Raw genomic sequence first — 20,656 nt, forward strand, 5'->3', positions numbered from 1 at the left:
CTTTCGTAGTGACCGGGAGTTTGTGATGACTGACGACAAGAATACGGAAAATGTGTCCGTCGATCAGGGGCTGCAGGACCTGATTGCGGAAAATGATACAGGGGCCCGTCAGCCAAGTGGTTTGACGGCGAAAATATTGCTGTGGCTTGCGGTCGCATGGTCACTGTTCCAGCTTTGGCTGGCCTCGCCATTGCCATTTATCTTTAATTTCGGCGTTTTGAACTCTACCGAGGCACGGTCGATCCATCTCGCTTTTGCAATTTTCCTGGCCTTTATGGCCTATCCGGCCTTCAAGAATTCGCCGCGCAGTTATATCCCGGTTATGGATTGGGTGCTGGCAGCGGTTGGCGCTTACTGCGCGGCCTATATTTACATTTTCTATCGTGAAATCTCGGATCGTCCCGGGCTTCCGACGACGGGCGACCTTGTTGCTGCGGGCGTTGGTCTCGTCATGCTGCTTGAGGCAACCCGTCGCGCACTTGGCCCGCCCTTGATGATCGTTGCGATGGTGTTCCTGGCATATGTCTTCTTTGGCAATGCACCGTGGGTGCCCGACGTTCTGCAATGGAGTGGGGCGAGCTTCTCCAAGGCGATGTCGCATCAGTGGATCACGACCGAAGGCGTGTTTGGTATCGCACTTGGCGTATCAACCAGCTTTGTGTTCCTGTTTGTCCTGTTTGGATCGCTTCTCGATAAGGCGGGTGCAGGCAACTATTTCATCAAGGTTGCCTTTGCCGCCCTTGGTCACATGCGTGGTGGCCCGGCAAAGGCCGCTGTTTTGTCATCGGCGATGACCGGCCTTATTTCAGGGTCCTCGATTGCCAACGTTGTGACGACTGGTACCTTTACCATTCCGCTGATGAAGCGCGTTGGTTTCTCGGGCGAGAAGGCCGGTGCGGTGGAAGTTGCATCCTCGGTCAATGGTCAGATCATGCCGCCTGTGATGGGGGCTGCGGCCTTCCTGATGGTGGAATATGTCGGCATTCCGTACCCGGAAGTCATCAAGCATGCGTTCCTGCCAGCAACGATTTCCTATATCGCGCTGATTTACATTGTTCACCTTGAGGCACTTAAGGCGAACATGAAGGGCCTGCCGAAACGTGTGACCTCGACCCTTGGTCAGACTCTGATCAGATCGCTTCTGTTCGTTCTGTCACTCGTCGTGCTTTCGGGGCTGGTTTACTACGCCATTGTCTTCCAGAAACAACTGTTCGGTGATGCCGTTGGTTGGATTGTCGCACTCGAGTGTGCAGCGATTTATCTGGCAGGGCTTTATTACGCGGCAAGATATCCGGATCTTGAAATGGATGATCCCAACCAGCCGGTGGTCGAATTGCCGGCTCTGGGGGAAACCGCCAAGGCTGGTTTGCATTATCTGCTGCCGGTTGTGGTTCTGGTCTGGTTCCTGATGATTGAATTGAAATCACCGGGACTTTCGGCCTTCTGGGCAACGGTTCTGATGATCTTCATCATGCTGACCCAGCATGCGGCCAAGGGCACCTTCCGTAAAAGCCGCAATGTTTCCAATGACCTCAAGCTTGGCTTGATCGACGTGATTGACGGTTTTGCCACCGGTGCCCGCAACATGATCGGGATTGGTGTGGCAACGGCCGCCGCCGGTATCATCGTTGGCACGGTGTCACTGACCGGTATCGGTCAGGTGATGGTTGAATTCGTCGAACTGATTTCGGGCGGCAATCTGATGCTGATCCTGATCTTTACCGCCGTGATTAGCCTGATCCTTGGCATGGGGCTTCCGACCACGGCAAACTACATCGTGGTTTCGAGCCTGATGGCACCGGTGATTGTCGAACTTGGCGCGGCAAACGGACTGATCGTGCCGTTAATCGCGGTTCACCTGTTCGTCTTCTATTTCGGTATTATGGCCGATGTGACCCCGCCGGTCGGTTTGGCATCCTTTGCTGCTGCCGCGGTATCGGGGGCTGATCCAATGAAGACGGGTCTGGTCGCATTCTTCTATTCAATGCGCACAGCCGTCCTGCCGTTCTTGTTCCTGTTCAACACGCAACTTCTGATGATCGGTCTGGATCATCCGCTGGATGTGGTGATGGTGATCATTGTTTCGACTATCGCCATGCTGGTCTTTGCCGCAGCGACACAGGGGTATTTCTTTGCCCGGTCCAAGCTTTGGGAAAGTGCGGCACTGCTGTTGATCGCATTCACCTTGTTCCGGCCGGGTTTCTGGCTCGACATGATTGCGCCGCCTTATGAAAACCTGCCGGCGACAACCATTGTCGAAGATGCCGCCAACATGCCGCCTGAATCAAACATCCTTCTGGATGTCGAAGGCATCAGCATCGAAGGGGATGAGGTTTCCAAATCCGTGATGCTGCCGCTTGGTCCGGCAGGTGCGGGGGAAGATCGCCTTTATCACGCCGGTATCGGTATCCGGAATGAAGATGGTCGTATCTATATCGACGATCTGGTTTTTGCCGGTCCGGCCGAGAAAGCCGGTCTTGATTTCGACTTTGAAATCACCGCGGTAAAGGTCGAGGCTGATCGTCCGGCCAAGGAAGTCTTCTTTATCCCGGCCTTCCTGTTGCTGGGTGGGATCATTGTTCTTCAACGCCGACGCAAGCGCAGTGAAGACGCGCTTGGTACGGCCTGACTGGGAGATTGAACATGTACAAGGATATTCTGGTCACAGTAGATCTTGATCATGAGTCTTCCTGGAAGAAGGCCGTACCGGTTGCGATCAAGCAGGCGCAAAGCTTTGGCGCGCGCCTTCATGTTCTGACCGTGGTGCCCACGGTTGGAATGTCGATGGTTGGTCAATTCTTCCCGAAAGGCTACGAAACCAAGGTTCTTGAAGCCTATAACGAACGTCTCCACCAATTTGTGGCTGAACATATTCCGTCAGACATCAAGGTGCAGCACATCGTGGGCCAGGGAACGGTTTACGAGGTCATCCTTCAGATCGCGAAGAAAACCAATTGCGACCTGATCGTGATCGGGTCTCACCGCCCGGAACTGAAGGATTACCTTCTGGGGCCGAATGCCGCGCGCGTTGTGCGCCATGCAGATTGTTCGGTCATGGTCGTTCGGGAGTAGGATTTGACGGCCTTTCTGCTTGAATAGAAAACGGGGGCGATGCAACTGCATCGCCCCCGTTGCCGTTGGGAAGGATCAAATCATCACTTGGCTGCGCATGGGTTAGCCGCGCACGGATTGGCCGCACACGGGTTTTTCGCAGCACATGGATTAGCTGCGCACGGGTTTGCCGCACACGGGCTGCACGGGTTAACCACTTTTTTGGCTGCACACGGGTTTGCAGCACACGGGTTTGCGGCACAAGGATTTGCTGCACATGGGCTGCACGGTGCGCAACTTGCCACTTCGGCGGTCGGTGCCGGAAGCGGGGCCGCCATCGCCATCGGTGTTGCCATGGCAAGGCTGGTGCCGATTGCCATCGCCGGGATGAGTGCCTTTTGTGCGAAAGTCATGGATTTCTTGGTCATGTCGTGCCTCTCTGAAGATCCGGTAAGTTCAATCCGGGGCGTTCCATCGCCCATCGGTAAGCGCACTATGATCCAATTCTTCACCGAAGCGGCGTCACATGGTTTCACTGTTGTGTGAGACCGTCGTGTTCAAAAAGGTGTTTGCCTACAATTGATTAGAAGCCCATTAGATAAAATGCATGTCAGAAATGCCGGTTGATAACTGTCAAACCGATTGAAAGTGCGGCAAAAGTTCAGCATCTTGGGGTCAGTTATAAAGGGGGCATAAGTTGGGGTTTCGTTTGAATAAAGCGTGAGCCGCACCGCCCATCAGGACGGAAGTTTGTATGATAGTCGGGGATCGTATCGCAGAAATCTGGAAGTTCTGCGCTGTTGCGTGCGTTGTTGGCCTTGCGGGAAACGCAGAGGCGGCAGGTAATGGAATCCCCGAGACGGTCGACATTCCGTCTGGCTGGTTCTGGCAGGGATCCGATTCAGTCGAACGGCAATATGCCTATCAGATTGACGAGCAGGTCTATGGCCACGATATCAGCCGCCGTAACCGTTGGTATGATCTCGAAGCCGATAAATGGCGCGTCCATCTTTTGGGTTATGATATCGGCAAAACGCCGGTAACCAATGACCAGTATGCGGTTTTTGTCGAAGAAACTGGCCATCCCGCACCGACGATCAGCCAGGAAGACTGGGAACGTCAGGGGCTGATTTATAACTATGACACCATCGTGCCGTTCCTTTGGAACGATGGTCGTCCGCCGCGCGGGCGTGGCAATCATCCGGTCGTTCTGGTGTCGTGGCAGGATGCCAACGCCTACACCCGTTGGCTGAGCGAAAAGACGGGTGAAAGCTGGCGCTTGCCCGATGAGCTTTATTGGGAAAAGGCGACGCGCGGCCCGGATGGTACGTTTTACCCTTGGGGAAATATTTTCGATGCAAGCCGCCTGAACAGTGCCGATAGCGGGCCGTTTGATACCATGCCGGTCGGCCAGTTCGAGGCCGGGCCATATGGTGTGCTTGATGGTGTCGGGCAGGTGTTTGAATGGACGTCTTCGTCTTCCCAGCCAGGCTATCGCACCGTTAAGGGCGGATCATGGGATGATCGCGGGTGCGGGGTTTGTCGCCCGGCCGCCCGTCACGCCCGCCCGGAATATCTCAAGCACATCCTGATTGGTTTCCGGGTGATGCGCGATCACTGATCGCCCGAGACGATTGTTGCAAACCGCCATCAAATCACTAACTGTTGAAAGGGGTTTATTGGCGTGATCGGTCGCAAACCGCCTTATTCTGTGCAAAAGGAATAGCGGGTGGATCGCAACGATGTTGGTAAAGAAATGACTGAAGACAAACTCGATTTGGCGTCTATCCCGACAGATCAGCTTGAAAAGATGTTGGCCGCGGGACGCGATGTTATGGAATGTCATCGCGTTTTGACAGCGACGGGCGATAACATCGTTGGTGAACTGATCAAGGGGTCGGGGACGTTCTATGAATGGAACCATTACCCCGAAGGCGATGTCTATGATCGCCAGTCACATGCACAGTTCTATTATCACGCCCATCCCAAGGAAGAGCGCCGTGATTGGGATGAGCACGGACATTTCCATACATTCATGCGCCCGCGCGGCATGCCCGATGGTTGCAAACCCAAACAGATCGACGGCTTCACCTATCCCGAGGGGCCGAACGATGCGCTTTCGCATTTGATCGCGTTTTCGATGGATGAGTTCGGCTTTTGCCAGCGATTGTTTACCACCAACCGTTGGGTCACCGGCGAAGTCTGGTATGACGCCGAAGACGTCATCGGCATGCTTGATGGTTTTGTCATCGACCATGCCCAGCCGTCCTGGCCGGTCAATCGCTGGGTGTCGGGCATGATGGTGCTTTTCCGGCCGCAGATTGAACAACTGATCCGCGAACGCGATCAGGCGGTGGGCGACTGGGCGCAAAAACACCCGGACCGTGACGTCTATGAAGATCGTGATCTTGAAGTCACTGCGACCCTGGATGTCGCAACGGTGGAGCAGATGCGTTCGGTCGGCGAAGAACTTCTGCGTCGGCGCGAGGCGGCATAGCGTGCCTGCGCAACTGGCATCTGAAATACCAAGGACGCATCGCCAGAGATTTCAAACAGAGTGCAAATAACAAAAATGGCCGGGGCATTTTGCTCCGGCCATTTCATATTCCGAGATCGTAAAAGTGTTACTGAGCTTTCAGGAACTCGATGATGTCGGCAACATCTTCATCTTTGTTGAGTTTGAACGCCATTTTGGAGCGTTCCTTGGAACCTGCGATTTCGCTCAGTTTCGCGGACGGATCCTTGAGGTAATCGGTCAGGAACGCTTCGTCAGCAACAAACCCTTTTTCGCAGGCTGCAAGATAACCCTTGCCGTATTTGAAGCCTTCAACCGTGCCGCATTCACGACCGAAAGCGCCAGCAAGACTTGGGCCGACCTTGTTCACACCAGCATCAAGGCTGTGGCAAGCAGCGCAGCGCTTGAAAAGTTTTTCACCTTTCTCCGCATCACCAGCAATCGCAGGGGCGGCAGACAGGAAGGCGATGGAGCTGGCAACGAGAACCAGTTTGCGCGAAAACGTCATTATTGAGCCTCTCTCTTAGTTCGATGTTCCCGGTGATCGGGATAATGCACCACTTTCTGGCGCATCTGTGGGTAAACGCAAGGTCAACGCGGGATATTGTTATGCGTCGAACAAGTACAAGATCGCTTGATCTTCAAAAACTGGTAACCAGATCTATCATAGTGTGATGGTGAAAAATTTGAGTTTAGTCAATTTTTGCACTGAGCTGTCGAAATTTGCCAGATTTCAGATGCTTCTGATTGCTGGTGTAAGGCCTACGACTGAAATAGTGTGTTTTTGCCATTGTGGCAGAAGGTTTGATGAAATCCATCAGGGACGGGGAATGTCCCGGTTCGACAATTGATCAACAGGATGGTTGAAAATCAGGACCTTGTGCCCCAACTAAGGAAAATATGTTTGTCGAATTCCTGCCAGAAGTATAATGTTGCGCAGAAATTTGGCAGCCATATGAGAAGCGTGCCAGGAGATATCTATTGCCACGTATCACCAAAGAAGATCTGAGCAAGCTGGTTCAGGACCCGTCAGGGGAAAATCGCGCGGACACGGCCGACAAGATCAGTCGTGAATTCACGACCGAGACCCTGACTGACAGCGAACGTGTTCTGGCCGAAGATATTTTCCGTCTGATGATCCGTGACGCGGAAGTCCGCGTGCGCAAGGCGCTTGCCAAAAACCTTGCCCAGACGCCTTTGGTGCCCCACGACGTTGCCGCGACGCTGGCCCGTGATGTGGACGAAGTTGCGCTTCCGGTTCTTGAGTTTTCCGAAGTTCTTAATGACGACGACCTTGTCGACATCATCGGTGATAATGCCGACAGTGTCGAAAAGCAGCGTGCGATCGCCTCACGGTCATATGTTTCCGAAGTCGTTTCGGCAACGCTGGTCGATATCGGCCATGAAGACGTGATGGTCGACCTGATGTCAAACCAGGGTGCCGAAATCAGCGAGGTTTCCCTGCAAAAGGTCGTTGATGATTTCGGCGACAATGAACGCATCCAGAAACCGATGATCGAACGCAATCATCTGCCGATCACGATTGCCGAACGCATGGTGACACTGGTGTCCGAACGGATGCGTTCGCAACTGATTTCACGCGGTCACATCCCGGAAGGGATCGTTAACGCAGTCATGACCCAGTCGCAGGAAAGCGCGACCATCGGGCTTCTTGGTGATGGTGTCGAAGAACGCGATGTCGAACTGCTTGTCGAACATCTTTATAACAACAAGCGTCTGACAAGCGGTTTGATCCTGCGCGCACTTTGCATGGGCGATGTATCCTTCTTCGAGGCCGCCTTGGCGAAACGTGCGGGTGTCTCGTTGATCAATACCCGTATTCTTATTCATGACAGTGGTCCGTTTGGCCTTGAAGCGATCTATAACAAGGCCTGCATGCCAGAGCATTTCTTCCCGGGTGTTCGTGCGGCGATCGAAGTTGCCCGCGAGACTTCCTTTGACGGTGAAGAACATGACAAGGAACGTTATTCACGCCGGATGATCGAACGGGTCCTGACCCAGTATGGTGATCTTGGGGTCGAGTTCGATTCAGATGACGTAGATTATCTGATGGGCCGTATGTTGCAGCTTCCGGGCGAACGGGCGTTGCATCACTGATCTCGCCTGTCAGCACGATGATCTTGAAGTCAAAACCGCCCGATGTGTAATCCGGGCGGTTTTCTTTTGGGCCTTCGTTGCCCAAACAAAAAGGGCGCTGCCATGCCGACAGCGCCCTTTGTCAGTTCTTATCCAAACGCCACACTATTCAAGCAGCGTGTTGGGCATCCAAAGTGCCAGTTCCGGGAAGTACATCACGAGGATAAGACCCAGAACCTGCAGAAGTACGAAGGGAATGATGCCTTTGTAGATCTGCTGGATGGTGATGGATTTCGGCGCCACACCCTTGAGATAGAATAGGGCAAACCCAAACGGTGGCGTTAAGAAGCTTGTTTGCAGGTTCACCGCCACAAGGACCGCAAACCAGGTCAGAACCTGTGCCTCGGTGGCTTCAAGGCCCCCGATATCAAGGTGATGCCCAAAATCAAGCTGGGCAATGACCGGTGCAAAGATCGGCAGCACAATCAGGGTGATCTCGACCCAGTCAAAGAAGAAGCCAAGGATAAAGACGATCAGCATCAGCAGAAGCAAGATGCCCCACGGACCAAGACCGGCACCTTCGACAAGGTCAATTACCAGATCATCGCCACCTAGCGAACGGAAGACATAGGAAAACACCGTCGCGCCGGCAAACAGGAAGAACAGCATTGCGCCGGTCAGTGCAGACCGTTCGCAGACATCCTTAAGAACCGGCCATTTCAGGCGCCCTTTGACCAGTGCCAGGAAGGTTGCACCAACCGCGCCAACGCCTGCGGCCTCGGTCGGGGTGGCAAAACCGGCAAAGATCGAACCCAGAACCAGAACAATCAGGAAGACCGGTGGCAGGAAGCTGCGCAGCATCATCATGACAAGGTCTTTGCCGTGTACTGCTTCGCCTTCTGGAAGCGGCGGGGCAAGCGACGGGTTCAGCTGACAGCGTACAAAGATATAAACCGTGTACAAGCTTGCAAGGAGCAGACCCGGAATGATCGCTGCCAGGAACAGGTTGCCAACCGATACCGACAAAAGGTCGGACATCAGAACCAGCATGATCGATGGCGGGATCAGAATGCCGAGCGTCCCGGATGCCGCAATGGTTCCGGTGGCCAGTGACGGATCATAATTCCGACGCATCATCACCGGCAGGGCAAGCAGGGTCATCATCACAACCGATGCGCCAATAATACCGGTGGTTGCCGCCATGATGGTGCCCATCAGAGTTACCGAGAGGGCAAGACCGCCCGGCACTTTACGCAGCAGCATGTTGAGGCATTCCAGAAGGTCTTCTGCAACACCACTTTTTTCAAGCATCGTGCCCATGTAAATGAACATCGGCACGGCAACCATCACCATGTTTTCGGAGATGCCGCCCCAGATACGTGAAACGATATTGAAAAATTCAATAAACGAGAAAACGTCATAGGCCATGCCCAGAAAGCCAAAGGCGATCCCGATGCCGGAAATGACGAAAGCAACCGGAAGTCCCGTGAAGACAAGAATGCCGAGCGAGGCAAACATGAACAGCGGAAACCAGTCTTCGATATAGAAGTTATCCATTTGGAATTATCCCCGTTCCGCTCAGTCTTCGATCTTGGCTTTGCCAAGGTCTTCAAGATGGTGGGTCCCGACGTAATAGCCTGCGCGCTTATGCAGGTTGGTCGGGCCAAAGACATAGACGAAGCATTTCAGGAAGATCGAAAGCCCCGCCATGGCGAGAAGGCCAAAGCCGATGGGAATGGTTGATTTGATGATCCAGCGATGGGTCAGACCCGTGGTTGAAGCCGAAACTTCGTGGCTTTCAAAGGAACGGGCAACAAAATCAAACCCGAAATACAGCACCAAAGCACAGAATGGCAGTACGCAAATGATGCCGCCGATCATCTCGACAATCGCGCGGGTGCGGGGGCGAAGGTTGTCGCGAATAAGTTCGATACGAACATGTGCATCGCGAATATAGGCGAAACCAAAGCACAGCATAAACAGGCCGGTATGCAGGTGCCATTCAAGCTCCTGGAGCTTGATGGATCCCTGACCGCCGAATTTACGTTGGATCACGTCGTACAGGATGACAATCATCAATGGTATCGCAAGCAGGCTTGCCCACTTTCCCACGCGGGTCACGATGGCATCGATGATGTCACTAAATTTCAGTAGCGCTTCCATAGAAGGTCTCCCGGGTCTTCTTATCGCGGTCAAGGCCGGGGCACGGAGCACCCGGCCTTGCCGAGAATTGTTTTTGTCGACTGACTTAACAGTCGTTCAGACCTGTTGGATTAATCGAGATAACCGATGTCTTTCCAGATCTTGTAGTTTTCGCGGAAGCTCTGGAGGCTTTCATAAGCCATTTTGAAGTTCGCATCTTCAGCTGAGAGCTCGGCTGCGACTTCTTCCCAGGCACCACGCATGGCATCGAGCATTTCCGGCGACCATTTCTTGATGTTCACGCCTTTTTCCTGAAGTTCTTTCAGGGCGTCGAACTGGATCGCTTCACCTTCTGCAAAGCCATATGCAAGGTTGTCGTTACAGACGGACTCGATCTGGGCACGCTGGGTATCGGAAAGCGCATCCCATTTTTCCTTGTTCATCATCAGATCGAACAGGGTCGACTGCTGGTGCCAACCCGGGAAGTAGTAGTACTTCGCGACCTGGTGGAAGCCGAGTTTCAAGTCAATCGCCGGCATGGAGAACTCGGTCGCGTCAATCGTGCCAAGTTCAAGTGCCGGATAGATGTCGCCACCTGCCAAAAGCTGGGTGGAAACACCAAGTTTTTCCATCACTTTCGCGCCAAGACCGAAGAAGCGCATTTTCAGACCCTTAAGGTCTTCCGGCGAATTGATCTCCTTGGAGAACCAACCAGATGCTTCCGGTGCGATCAGGCCGCAGAACAGCGATTTGATGCCATGTTCGGCATAAAGCTTGTCAAAGATTTCCTGGCCGCCGCCAAACTTGACCCATGCCAGATATTCACCCGCCTGCGGGCCGAACGGAACGGCACCGAAAAGCTGAAGGGCCGGAACCTTACCTGCCCAGTAACCCGGGGTGGAGAAGGCGGCATCAATCGAGCCGGTCGAAACCGCATCGAAAACTTCCAGTGCCGGCACAAGTGCGCCCGGCTCATAGAATTTGATGTTGATATTGCCGCCAGAAACTTGGTCGATCTTCTCGTCGACGCGTTTGCCAAGCGTACCAAGCTGGGTCAGGCTGCCCGGATAGGTCGAGCCCATTTTCCAGCGAACGCGATCCTGAGCATCCGCATCAGAAGGTACTGCCGCAACCGCGACCGCAGCAAGAACGGCCGCACAAGTTGCGGATTTAAGCATTTTAGAAAAAGTCATTCGTCTTCCTCCCTAAGAAGTCCGAAATTGGTAATACCACGTGAGGCCGACCACCACCTTTTGCTTTTATTATTGGGTGGTATTCTCCCCGATTTTTATGTTGCAGGGCGAAGCATAAGCGTATTTCGCAAGGATGAGCAAGTTTGTTTCACCGTTTGCGAAAGAAAATATCCTTTTGCAGTGCGAAAAGAAAACTTCGTGTCAGGCGTGGAAAGCAGGAATTCCGCACGGGAATGCGCATTTGGCGTTCATTCATGCCGTTTGAAAATTCCGGGTCAAAAAGCTGCATGATCGCCGCGGCTTAGGGGATTTTGGTTTTATCACCCTAATTACTGTGGGGGGATTCGTGCCCGGGATTCTGTGTGACGCCAGGGTGATGTCTGGGCGATTGTTGCCGCAATCCCGGCGAACGATGCTGTCTTGCGATATTGCAAATGCAGCAGATGGCGTCATTTTCGTCGTGAGACAGGGGAAGAAATCGTTTGAAAACGAAAACGGGCGGCCTTTCAATGAAAGACCGCCCGACTGATGGTCGGAGCGAGAGGATTCGAACCTCCGACCCCTGCCTCCCGAAGACAGTGCTCTACCAGGCTGAGCTACGCTCCGTCAGTGGGCGGAGGTTTATCCCTTCTTTTGGCGTGGATCAAGCATAAACCGGTCGTTTTGGCGGAAAAAATGTCAGTGTAGGCGTGCGCGGGACGGGCAGTTTAACAAGCGATTGAAAATCCTGCCTCTGCAGGTGATGAGGGCGCGACGCATCTTTGACTGAAACGCAAAAGGCCCCGAAACGCATAAACGTTTCAGGGCCTTTGAATGATGGTCGGAGCGAGAGGATTCGAACCTCCGACCCCTGCCTCCCGAAGACAGTGCTCTACCAGGCTGAGCTACGCTCCGTCATTCTGCGAAGCCGGGTGATAATAGTTTATCGCAGGCGACGCAAGATATTTTTGCGCCGTCCGGGTGTGACCCCGGCATGCGCAACGGGAATATCGATTAGTATGGGCGCGAAATGCAGAATTCGACCGCCTCGATCATTGCATCCTTGATCGCGCCATCGTCAAAACGTGACAGGGTGGCAATCGCCTTTTCGCCGAATTCGCGGGCGCGATCCATTGATGCATCGAGTGCATCATACTTGCGGATCAGCGTTTGCGCACGATCCAGATCGCCATCCTGGAAGTCCTGATCTTCCATGCAGCGACGCCAGAAGGCCTTTTCGTCTTTATCGCCATTGGCATAGGCAATGATCACCGGAAGCGTCACCTTGCCGTCGCGGAAATCATCGCCAACGGTCTTGCCAAGGGTTGCCTGATGGGCGGAATAATCCAGAACATCGTCAATCAACTGGAACGCGGTGCCAAGGTAAATGCCATACAGACGAAGTGCTTCTTCATCCTCGGCCGAACGTTCGGCAATGACCGCACCAATCTGGGATGCCGCGCCAAACAGCGCTGCGGTCTTGGCGGTGATGACTTCGAGATAGGCCTCTTCGGAGGTGCCCATGTCATTGGCGGTCGAAAGTTGAAGAACTTCGCCCTCGGCAATGACGGCAGATGCCTGTGCCAGAATATCAAGAACCCTCAGCGACCCGGTTTTGACCATCACGACAAAGGCGCGCGCAAACAGGAAATCACCCACAAGAACGCTGGCTTCGTTGCCAAACAGCGCATTTGCCGATGCCTGACCACGGCGCAGCTGGCTTTCATCGACGACATCGTCGTGCAGAAGGGTCGCGGTATGAATGAATTCAACGCAGGCCGCAAGGTCCACAGCATGCGGTCCATCGCCATATCCGCAAAGCCGTGCCGATGCCAGTGTCAGCATCGGGCGCATGCGTTTGCCTCCCGCCGCGACAAGATGGGTGGCCAATTGCGGAATCAGGGCGACTTCGCTGTGCATGTTGTCGATGATCACCTGATTGACGCGCTTCATGTCGCCATCAACGAGGTTGACCAGTGAATCAAGGCTCGGCTGAGTCTTTGGCTGCGGTGCGGTATTGGTCACGCTGTATTCCGACTTCTCAAATGGCATCTTCGCTGCCTGCGTGGGCGAAGATTGCAAATAACAGCAGGCGGCCTCAACATAGATAGGCCAAGCTGTTGTGGTCAAGTGGACAAATGCGGTGCAGACACACGCCTGATCGTTGGCAATTCACAGTTTTATCGCACAGGTTTTGAAAACCATCACCGCAAACGCCTACATTATAGAGATATTATCGTTTTTTGGACTTCTTCTTATTTCAGAACGTATGCAAGACCAGATCACAGTTTGAAGGAAAATGCAGATGATCGAACTTTTTCGCAGTAACGATCCCATCGAACTGAGCTGGGCACAGGCTGTGTTGGCCGATGAGGGCATCGACAGCCATATCTTTGACTACCACGCCAGCATCATCGAAGGATCGATCGGTGCCTTGCCACGGCGTCTGATGGTGGATGGTGATGCGGAAAGTCGTGCGAAATACGTTCTTGATGTTGCCAGACGCGAACTGGATGAGCATAACGCAAAGCGTGATGCGTCGGACGCGATGCCGTCCGAGTAACAGGTCAATCAGATCAGAACGACAGATCAGGAAAATCGATGGTGAATGCAGCCACACGCATTGAAGTGCCCGACTTCCCAGAAGAACGCATCAGCCATGATTTTCTTCTTGGCGGATCGGTGGTGCTTAAGCAGCCTGTCGACGGCTATCGGGCGGCGGTGGATGCTGTGTTGCTGGCCGCATCGGTTTCGATCAATTCCCGTCGTGATGAAAAGATCCTTGATGTCGGTGCGGCTGTCGGCACAGCCGGGCTTTGCGTTGCCCGTCGTCTGGAAACGGCGAAGGTGACTGGTGTCGAGCTGCAAGACGATCTGTATGCGCTGTTTTGCCGCAACGTGATGGAAAATGATCTGGCGGGGCGTGTGACCCCAATTCATGGCGACATCAATGATGGTCGCCTGCCGCTGGTGGCTGAAAGCTTTGATCAGGTCATTTCCAACCCGCCCTATTATGCTGGAGGCACGCGGCCGAGTAATGAAAGCCGTGCGAAGGCCCATCAGGAAGGCACCGCAGACCTCAAGGACTGGATTGCCTTTTGTCTTAAGATGGTGCGGCAAAAGGGACGGATTACGCTTGTACATCGTGCCGATCATTTGGACCGGATCATTGGTCTGTTGCATGGACGGGCCGGTGACATGACAGTTTATCCGATCTGGAGCAAAGCGGATGCCGAGGCGCCCCTGCGTGTGATCGTCTCGGCGCGTAAAGGCGTTGCGTCGCCATTAACCATGCGGCGCGGGATCGTTTTGCACGACGAAGGCGGGGCCTATTTGCCGCAAACCGATACCCTTTTGCGCAACCCTATGGCATTGCCCGGTTTCTAATTCGATCAAACTTCAATATAAGAACGACATGCCTGCGACAGATCTCGCAGATAAATCCGTGCTTTGGGACCTGATATGCTGAGTTTTTCGAAAATCCTCTTCACCGCGCTGATCATCGTTGTCGTCTGGCAAGGCTTCAAGCTGTTTAATCGCGGCAAACAGGTTTCAAGCAACGAACAGCCCAAGCAAACCGGCCAGGAAAAGAAAAAGCAAACCAAGCCGATTGCCCATGAACTGGAAAAATGCCCGCATTGCGGCGTGTACCATGCCGAAGGCAATGCGCATCGCTGTGATACGTAAGCCGTTTCAGCGATAAAAGCCGGGTTCTGATCAAAGCGCCTGTGCTGCATTCGACTTTGGGGCAATCCGCGCGAATTTGACTTGGATTTTTCCCGATAATCGATGATCAATGTTGCTGCAATGCGGCATGATCGCGAAGGGCGGGATACAAGGGTTGCAAATTCAGCGCGTCTCAGGGCTTTTGCCTTCTTGACCGCGCGGGGGCAGGGCGGTAGCTTGCCGCACTAAATTTACAGACAACAGAAATAGAGAGTTCGCGCCATGGCGCTCGACGGGTCGCAACGTCCCCCTTCATTCCAGGAAATCATTCTTCGACTGCAAAGCTATTGGGCTGATCAGGGATGTGTCATCCTGCAGCCTTATGACTTGGAAGTCGGTGCCGGTACCTTCCACACCGCGACAACCCTGCGCGCGCTTGGTCCGGAAACCTGGAATGCAGCCTATGTGCAGCCGTCGCGGCGCCCGACCGATGGTCGTTACGGCGAGAACCCCAACCGTCTGCAGCACTATTACCAGTTCCAGGTGCTGATGAAGCCGTCACCGGCCAATTCGCAGGATCTGTATCTTGGCTCGCTGAAACATCTGGGCATTGACCCGATGGCCCACGACATCCGCTTTGTCGAGGATGACTGGGAAAGCCCGACATTGGGCGCATGGGGCCTTGGCTGGGAAGTGTGGCTTGATGGTATGGAAGTCACCCAGTTCACCTATTTCCAGCAAGTCGGTGGTTTTGAATGTAATCCGGTCCCGGTCGAGCTGACCTATGGTCTGGAACGTCTGGCGATGTACATTCAGGGCGTCGAAAACGTTTACGACCTCGATTACAACGGCGCTGGCGTGACCTATGGCGACGTGTTCCTTCAGAATGAAAAAGAACAGTCGACCTATAACTTTGAAGTCGCAAACACCGAAATGTTGTTCCAGCACTTCAAGGATGCACAGGCCGAGTGTGCGGTGAATATCGAACGCGGTCTGGCCCTGCCGGCCTATGAGCAGGCCATGAAGGCATCCCATCTGTTTAACCTCCTTGATGCGCGCGGTGTGATTTCCGTGACCGAACGTGCGGCCTATATCGGCCGTGTTCGTGACATGTCGAAATCCTGCTGCGAGGCGTGGCTGCGGTCGCGTGGCCATCTGAACGAGGAGGCATAAGTCATGGCCGAATTACTTCTTGAACTGTTCTCCGAAGAAATCCCGGCCCGCATGCAGGCGCGTGCAGCCGAAGACCTGACCAAACTGGTCACCGATGGTCTGAAGGCCGCCGACCTTGGGTTCGATAAGGTCGAAGCACTGGTAACCCCGCGTCGCCTGACCCTGATTGTCGATGGTCTGCCGGAAAAGCAGCCTGACCTGCGCGAAGAACGCCGTGGCCCGCGTGCCGATGCACCGGAAAAGGCCATTAATGGCTTCCTTGCGGGCAATGGTGTGACCCTTGATCAGTGTGAAAAGCGCGAAACGCCCAAGGGCGTCTTCCTGTTTGCCATTGTCGAACAGAAAGGCCGTGCTGCGTCCGAAGTCATCAAGGACATCATCGAAGATGCGATGAACAAACTGCCTTGGCCGAAATCCATGCGCTGGGCAGATCAGAAAATCCGTTGGGTGCGCCAGCTTGACCGCATTCTTTGCCTGTTTGATGGCAAGATCATTCCGGTCACCTATGGTCCGGTCACCGCAGGCGATACCACCCGCGGCCATCGTTTCCTTGCCCCGGCTGAATTCAGCGTATCGAACGCGGCCGAATACAAGGAAAAGCTCCGCGCGGCCAAGGTCATGCTTGACCGTGAAGAGCGCAAGCAGGTCATCCTTGAGGGTGCGAAGAAACTTGCCGCTTCCGAGGGCTTTGAACTTCTGGAAGACAATGGTCTTCTGGAAGAAGTCTGCGGTCTGGTCGAATGGCCAGTTCCGGTCATGGGCAAGGTCGATGACCAGTTCATGGATATCCCGCGCGAGGTTCTTGAAACCTCCATGCGTGAACATCAGAAATATTTCGTGGTCGAAGACAAGGCTGGCAAGCTTGCCGCGCGCTTCATCACGGTTTCAAACATGATCACCGCAGACAACAACGCAAAAATCATCGCCGGGAACGAGCGTGTTTTGCGTGCCCGTTTGCATGATGCCAAGTTCTTCTGGGATCAGGATCGAAAAGTGACGCTGCAATCGCGTCTGCCGAAACTTGATAACATTGTCTTCCATGCCAAGCTTGGGTCGCTGGCAGAGCGCGTTCTGCGCCTGCGCGGTCTTGCGCGTGAAGTATCTGCGGAAATTCCGGGCTGTGATGTCAAACTGGCCGACCGCGCAGCAGAAATCGGCAAGGCCGATCTGGTGTCGCAGATGGTGTTTGAATTCACCGAACTGCAAGGACTGATGGGGAAATACTACGCCGAAAATGACGGCGAAGCCCCGGAAGTCGCCAACGCCATTGCCGAGCATTATGCACCGGCCGGCCCGTCGGACATGTGCCCGACGGCACCGGTTTCGGTCGCGCTCGCCTTGGCTGAGAAACTTGATACCCTTGCCGGGTTCTTTGCGATTGATGAAAAGCCGACCGGTTCAAAAGACCCGTTTGCTTTGCGTCGTGCGGCACTGGGTGTCATTCGTCTGGTTCTGGAAAACGGATTGCGCTTGCCGCTGCGGCGTCTGTTTGCATTCGCGGTTTCCCAGTACCCGGCAACCATTCGTCGTGACGAGGCGGTTGAAGACCTTCTGGCCTTCTTTGCAGACCGCCTGAAAGTCCATCTGCGTGAACAGGGTGTGCGCCATGATCTGGTGTCGGCCGTGTTTGCACTGGATGGCGAGGACGATCTTGTCCGCCTGTTGGCCCGTGTTGAAGCGCTTTCCGATTTTGTCTCTGGCGAAAGCGGCGTCAACCTGATGGCCGGATACAAGCGTGCGTCAAACATCCTGCGCATCGAAGAGAAAAAGGACAATACGTCCTATAAAGCGGACGTTTCCGCCGACCTTCTGAGCCTGGAAGAAGAACGCAAGCTGTATGAGGCGCTCATTGATGTCCGGCACAAGGCCTTGCCACTTCTGCGTGACGAGGACTATGCCGCGGCAATGACCGAATTTGCGCGGTTGCGTGAACCGGTCGATGCATTCTTCGAAAAGGTTACGGTCAATAGCGACAATGCTGACGAACGTGCCAACCGCTTGAAGCTGTTGGCACAAATTCGCACAGCGTTGCACGATATTGCCGACTTCTCGAAAATCGAATCATAAAACAGGTCAAGGTTGCGGGGCTTTCCCCATCCGGGGAGGCCCATCGGGGCCTCGACCAGATGAGGAAAAGGCAAGATGACCAAATGGGTTTACGGTTTCGGTGGCGGTAGCGCCGAGGGCCGTTCGGATATGCGTGAACTTCTGGGCGGCAAGGGGGCCAACCTTGCCGAGATGTGCAATCTCGGACTTCCTGTCCCGCCCGGCTTTACCATTACAACCGAAGTCTGCACGGCGTTTTATGACAATGACCGCGCCTATCCCGATGGTCTGAATGCCGAGGTCGAAACCGCACTGGCATCTGTCGAAAAAGTTGTTGGTCGCAAGTTTGGCGATGCCAAGGACCCGCTTTTAGTTTCCGTCCGATCCGGTGCCCGGGCATCCATGCCCGGCATGATGGACACGGTGCTGAACCTTGGCCTCAATGACGAGACGGTCGAAGGCTTGGCAACAGTGTCAGGCGATCGTCGGTTTGCCTATGACAGCTACCGCCGTTTCATTCAGATGTATGGCGATGTCGTGCTGGGCGTTGATCACTATCACTTCGAAGACATCCTTGAGACCGTCAAGGAAGACAAGGGTGTCAGCCTTGATACCGATATGGGCGCAGATGACTGGGCCGAAGTCGTCGAGGCGTTCAAGAAAAAAGTCAAAACCGAACTGGGTGAACCCTTCCCGCAAGATCCGCGCGAACAGCTGTGGGGCGCGATTGGTGCGGTGTTTGGCAGCTGGATGAATGCGCGTGCCAATACCTATCGCCGTTTGCACAACATCCCGGCGAGCTGGGGCACGGCGGTCAACGTGCAGGCGATGGTCTTTGGCAATATGGGCGATGACTGCGCGACTGGCGTTTGCTTCTCGCGCAACCCGTCGACCGGCGAAGACCGTTTCTATGGCGAGTACCTGATCAATGCGCAGGGCGAAGACGTGGTTGCCGGTATCCGCACACCAGCCCCGCTGACGGAAATCGAAAAACAGGAATCCGGTTCGGACCTGATTTCGATGGAAGCGGCCATGCCGGTTGTCTTCAAGGAACTTTGCGATATCCGCGAAAAACTTGAATCCCATTACCGCGACATGCAGGACATGGAATTCACCGTTGAGTCCGGTAAGCTATACATGCTCCAGACCCGTGCAGGTAAACGCACGGCAAAGGCCGCATTGCGGATCGCAGTTGAAATGTGCCGCGATGGCGTGATTTCCCAGGAAGATGCGATCAGACGCGTCGATCCCGCACAGCTTGATCAGCTGCTGCACCCGACCCTTGACCCCGAAGCAGATCGCAAGGTCGTTGGTATGGGCCTTCCGGCGTCGCCGGGGGCGGCATCGGGCCAGATCGTCTTTTCTGCCGAGGCCGCTGAAGAATGGGCGGGCAAGGGCCGCAAGGTTGTACTGGTGCGTATCGAAACCAGCCCCGAAGATATCGCCGGCATGCATGCCGCCCAAGGTATTCTGACATCACGCGGTGGCATGACCAGCCACGCAGCCGTGGTTGCACGTGGCATGGGTACGCCATGTGTTTGCGGTGCAGGTGCGGTTAAGATCGATTATGCCAACAAAACCATGATGTCTGGCGGCGTGACCCTGAAAGAAGGGGACGTCATCACCCTTGACGGTGCCACGGGCGAAGTCATGCTGGGTGAAGTTGCGACCCTGAAGCCCGATCTTTCGGGTGATTTCTCGCAGCTGATGGAATGGGCCGATGCCTTGCGTCGCCTTAAAATCCGCACCAACGCCGAAACCCCGGAAGAAGCCGAAACCGCACGTGGTTTCGGGGCAGAGGGCATTGGTCTTTGCCGTACAGAACACATGTTCTTTGATCCGGAACGCATTGTCTCGATGCGCGAAATGATCCTGGCCGAAACCGAGAAGGGCCGTCGTGCCGCACTGGCAAAGCTTCTGCCCTATCAGCGTCAGGACTTTATCGACCTGTTCCGCATCATGAAGGGGCTTCCGGTTACCATTCGTTTGCTCGATCCGCCGCTTCATGAATTCCTGCCGCATGGCGATGCCGAAATCGCCGACGTGGCCAAGGCCGCCGGTGTGTCAGAAGCCATCGTCAAGCGCCGCTTGCTTGATCTTGCCGAAGCCAACCCGATGCTGGGCCATCGCGGGTGCCGTTTGGGCATCAGCTATCCGGAAATCTATGAAATGCAGGCCCGCGCCATCTTCGAAGCCGCGATCGAGGTTTCCAAGGATGGTGGCGATCCGGTCATTCCGGAAATCATGATCCCGCTGATTGTCGGCAAGAAGGAACTCGAAATCCTCAAAGCTGCGATCATCAAGGTTGCCGCCCAGGTCGAAGACGAAAAGGATGCCAAACTGAAATACCTGGTTGGCACCATGATCGAACTGCCGCGTGCAGCACTTCGGGCGGGTGAAATCGCCGAAGAAGCCGAATTCTTCAGCTTCGGCACCAACGACCTCACCCAGACGACCTTTGGTCTGTCACGTGATGACGCATCGCGCTTCCTTGATACTTATATCTCCAAGGATATCTTTGCCGGTGATCCGTTCGTATCGCTTGATCAGGAAGGGGTTGGCGAACTTGTCAGTATTGCCGCCGAACGTGGTCGTGCGACCCGCGCGGACATCAAGCTTGGCATTTGTGGTGAACATGGTGGCGACCCGGCATCCATCGCCTTTTGCGAGGCACAGGGACTGGATTACGTGTCATGTTCCCCGTACCGCGTGCCGATTGCGCGCCTTGCCGCTGCCCAGGCAGTGCTTGGCAAGTAATCGCCGCATGTGAACTCGATTTCTGAATGAAGACAAA

The 20,656-nt window shown here is 54.5% G+C and carries 17 protein-coding genes and 2 tRNA genes; 12 read left to right on the forward strand and 7 right to left on the reverse strand.

Annotated features, from left to right (window positions below):
* Positions 1–25: 25 nt before the first annotated feature.
* The 5 genes from WBY09_RS06470 (at position 26) to WBY09_RS06490 (ending at position 5,548) form a co-directional block, all read left to right on the forward strand.
* Positions 26–2,629 (forward strand): TRAP transporter permease, encoded by a 2,604-nt coding sequence (locus WBY09_RS06470; RefSeq protein WP_336232289.1) that lies wholly within the window; start codon positions 26–28, stop codon positions 2,627–2,629.
* A 14-nt stretch (positions 2,630–2,643) separates the two neighbouring features.
* Complete coding sequence (locus WBY09_RS06475; RefSeq protein WP_063088881.1) at positions 2,644–3,072, forward strand: universal stress protein; 429 nt, start codon at positions 2,644–2,646, stop codon at positions 3,070–3,072.
* Between the two features lie 87 nt (positions 3,073–3,159).
* The gene (locus tag WBY09_RS06480; RefSeq protein WP_336232290.1) at positions 3,160–3,597 is read left to right on the forward strand and encodes a hypothetical protein; all 438 of its coding nucleotides are present in this window, start codon (positions 3,160–3,162) and stop codon (positions 3,595–3,597) included.
* Between the two features lie 208 nt (positions 3,598–3,805).
* On the forward strand, positions 3,806–4,672 hold the full coding sequence (locus WBY09_RS06485; RefSeq protein WP_197145566.1) for a formylglycine-generating enzyme family protein: 867 nt from the start codon (positions 3,806–3,808) through the stop codon (positions 4,670–4,672).
* A gap of 108 nt (positions 4,673–4,780) precedes the next feature.
* Entirely contained in the window at positions 4,781–5,548 is a 768-nt protein-coding gene (locus WBY09_RS06490; RefSeq protein WP_336232291.1) for a DUF6969 family protein, read from the forward strand.
* A 127-nt stretch (positions 5,549–5,675) separates the two neighbouring features.
* On the opposite strand, the gene WBY09_RS06495 is transcribed toward WBY09_RS06490, so the two are convergent.
* Entirely contained in the window at positions 5,676–6,074 is a 399-nt protein-coding gene (locus tag WBY09_RS06495; RefSeq protein WP_120224526.1) for a c-type cytochrome, read from the reverse strand.
* Positions 6,075–6,547: 473 nt separating this feature from the next.
* Between WBY09_RS06495 and WBY09_RS06500 the strand changes: the two genes are divergently transcribed.
* The gene (locus WBY09_RS06500) at positions 6,548–7,684 is read left to right on the forward strand and encodes a DUF2336 domain-containing protein (RefSeq protein ID WP_197145564.1); all 1,137 of its coding nucleotides are present in this window, start codon (positions 6,548–6,550) and stop codon (positions 7,682–7,684) included.
* A 144-nt stretch (positions 7,685–7,828) separates the two neighbouring features.
* On the opposite strand, the gene WBY09_RS06505 is transcribed toward WBY09_RS06500, so the two are convergent.
* The 6 genes from WBY09_RS06505 to WBY09_RS06530 form a co-directional block, all read right to left on the reverse strand.
* Complete coding sequence (locus WBY09_RS06505) at positions 7,829–9,220, reverse strand: TRAP transporter large permease (protein ID WP_064779556.1); 1,392 nt, start codon at positions 9,218–9,220, stop codon at positions 7,829–7,831.
* A gap of 21 nt (positions 9,221–9,241) precedes the next feature.
* Positions 9,242–9,826, reverse strand: a complete 585-nt coding sequence (locus tag WBY09_RS06510) for a TRAP transporter small permease subunit (RefSeq protein ID WP_197145563.1) — start codon at positions 9,824–9,826, stop codon at positions 9,242–9,244.
* A gap of 110 nt (positions 9,827–9,936) precedes the next feature.
* Positions 9,937–10,998, reverse strand: coding sequence for a TRAP transporter substrate-binding protein (locus WBY09_RS06515; RefSeq protein WP_174713873.1), 1,062 nt, complete (start codon positions 10,996–10,998; stop codon positions 9,937–9,939).
* A gap of 529 nt (positions 10,999–11,527) precedes the next feature.
* Positions 11,528–11,604: transfer RNA gene (locus WBY09_RS06520), tRNA-Pro, on the reverse strand.
* A gap of 211 nt (positions 11,605–11,815) precedes the next feature.
* Positions 11,816–11,892, reverse strand: a tRNA-Pro gene (locus WBY09_RS06525).
* 99 nt (positions 11,893–11,991) lie between these two features.
* A complete protein-coding gene (locus WBY09_RS06530) occupies positions 11,992–13,029 on the reverse strand; it encodes a polyprenyl synthetase family protein (RefSeq protein ID WP_197145562.1) in 1,038 nt (345 codons plus the stop codon).
* 253 nt (positions 13,030–13,282) lie between these two features.
* Here WBY09_RS06530 and WBY09_RS06535 point away from each other — a divergent pair, with 253 nt between their 5' ends.
* The 6 genes from WBY09_RS06535 to ppdK all read left to right on the forward strand — a co-directional run bounded on the left by WBY09_RS06535 (position 13,283) and on the right by ppdK (position 20,619).
* Positions 13,283–13,540, forward strand: coding sequence for a putative signal transducing protein (locus WBY09_RS06535; protein ID WP_197145561.1), 258 nt, complete (start codon positions 13,283–13,285; stop codon positions 13,538–13,540).
* Between the two features lie 38 nt (positions 13,541–13,578).
* A complete protein-coding gene (locus tag WBY09_RS06540) occupies positions 13,579–14,364 on the forward strand; it encodes a tRNA1(Val) (adenine(37)-N6)-methyltransferase (protein ID WP_197145560.1) in 786 nt (261 codons plus the stop codon).
* Between the two features lie 75 nt (positions 14,365–14,439).
* Positions 14,440–14,664 carry a hypothetical protein gene (locus WBY09_RS06545; RefSeq protein WP_064779554.1) on the forward strand — a complete coding sequence of 75 codons (225 nt, stop codon included), beginning with the start codon at positions 14,440–14,442 and terminating at the stop codon, positions 14,662–14,664.
* Between the two features lie 261 nt (positions 14,665–14,925).
* Positions 14,926–15,816 carry a glycine--tRNA ligase subunit alpha gene (locus tag WBY09_RS06550; protein WP_008891808.1) on the forward strand — a complete coding sequence of 297 codons (891 nt, stop codon included), beginning with the start codon at positions 14,926–14,928 and terminating at the stop codon, positions 15,814–15,816.
* A 3-nt stretch (positions 15,817–15,819) separates the two neighbouring features.
* Entirely contained in the window at positions 15,820–17,883 is a 2,064-nt protein-coding gene (gene glyS, locus WBY09_RS06555) for a glycine--tRNA ligase subunit beta (RefSeq protein WP_197145559.1), read from the forward strand.
* A 75-nt stretch (positions 17,884–17,958) separates the two neighbouring features.
* Positions 17,959–20,619, forward strand: a complete 2,661-nt coding sequence (gene ppdK, locus WBY09_RS06560; RefSeq protein WP_197145558.1) for a pyruvate, phosphate dikinase — start codon at positions 17,959–17,961, stop codon at positions 20,617–20,619.
* Positions 20,620–20,656: the final 37 nt, after the last annotated feature.

It is taken from the genome of Thalassospira sp. CH_XMU1458 (genome assembly GCF_037027205.1).
GTDB lineage: Bacteria > Pseudomonadota > Alphaproteobacteria > Rhodospirillales > Thalassospiraceae > Thalassospira > Thalassospira tepidiphila.

Excerpts from the sequence above, each read along its gene's own strand:
- WBY09_RS06485 (WP_197145566.1), top strand. The coding sequence starts at position 3,806 with ATGATAGTCGGGGATCGTATCGCAGAAATCTGGAAGTTCTGCGCTGTT.
- WBY09_RS06505 (WP_064779556.1), bottom strand. The coding sequence starts at position 9,220 with ATGGATAACTTCTATATCGAAGACTGGTTTCCGCTGTTCATGTTTGCC.
- WBY09_RS06535 (WP_197145561.1), top strand. The coding sequence starts at position 13,283 with ATGATCGAACTTTTTCGCAGTAACGATCCCATCGAACTGAGCTGGGCA.
- WBY09_RS06550 (WP_008891808.1), top strand. The coding sequence starts at position 14,926 with ATGGCGCTCGACGGGTCGCAACGTCCCCCTTCATTCCAGGAAATCATT.
- WBY09_RS06475 (WP_063088881.1), top strand. The coding sequence starts at position 2,644 with ATGTACAAGGATATTCTGGTCACAGTAGATCTTGATCATGAGTCTTCC.
- WBY09_RS06495 (WP_120224526.1), bottom strand. The coding sequence starts at position 6,074 with ATGACGTTTTCGCGCAAACTGGTTCTCGTTGCCAGCTCCATCGCCTTC.
- WBY09_RS06530 (WP_197145562.1), bottom strand. The coding sequence starts at position 13,029 with ATGCCATTTGAGAAGTCGGAATACAGCGTGACCAATACCGCACCGCAG.
- WBY09_RS06470 (WP_336232289.1), top strand. The coding sequence starts at position 26 with ATGACTGACGACAAGAATACGGAAAATGTGTCCGTCGATCAGGGGCTG.
- ppdK (WP_197145558.1), top strand. The coding sequence starts at position 17,959 with ATGACCAAATGGGTTTACGGTTTCGGTGGCGGTAGCGCCGAGGGCCGT.
- glyS (WP_197145559.1), top strand. The coding sequence starts at position 15,820 with ATGGCCGAATTACTTCTTGAACTGTTCTCCGAAGAAATCCCGGCCCGC.
- WBY09_RS06515 (WP_174713873.1), bottom strand. The coding sequence starts at position 10,998 with ATGACTTTTTCTAAAATGCTTAAATCCGCAACTTGTGCGGCCGTTCTT.
- WBY09_RS06540 (WP_197145560.1), top strand. The coding sequence starts at position 13,579 with ATGGTGAATGCAGCCACACGCATTGAAGTGCCCGACTTCCCAGAAGAA.
- WBY09_RS06545 (WP_064779554.1), top strand. The coding sequence starts at position 14,440 with ATGCTGAGTTTTTCGAAAATCCTCTTCACCGCGCTGATCATCGTTGTC.
- WBY09_RS06510 (WP_197145563.1), bottom strand. The coding sequence starts at position 9,826 with ATGGAAGCGCTACTGAAATTTAGTGACATCATCGATGCCATCGTGACC.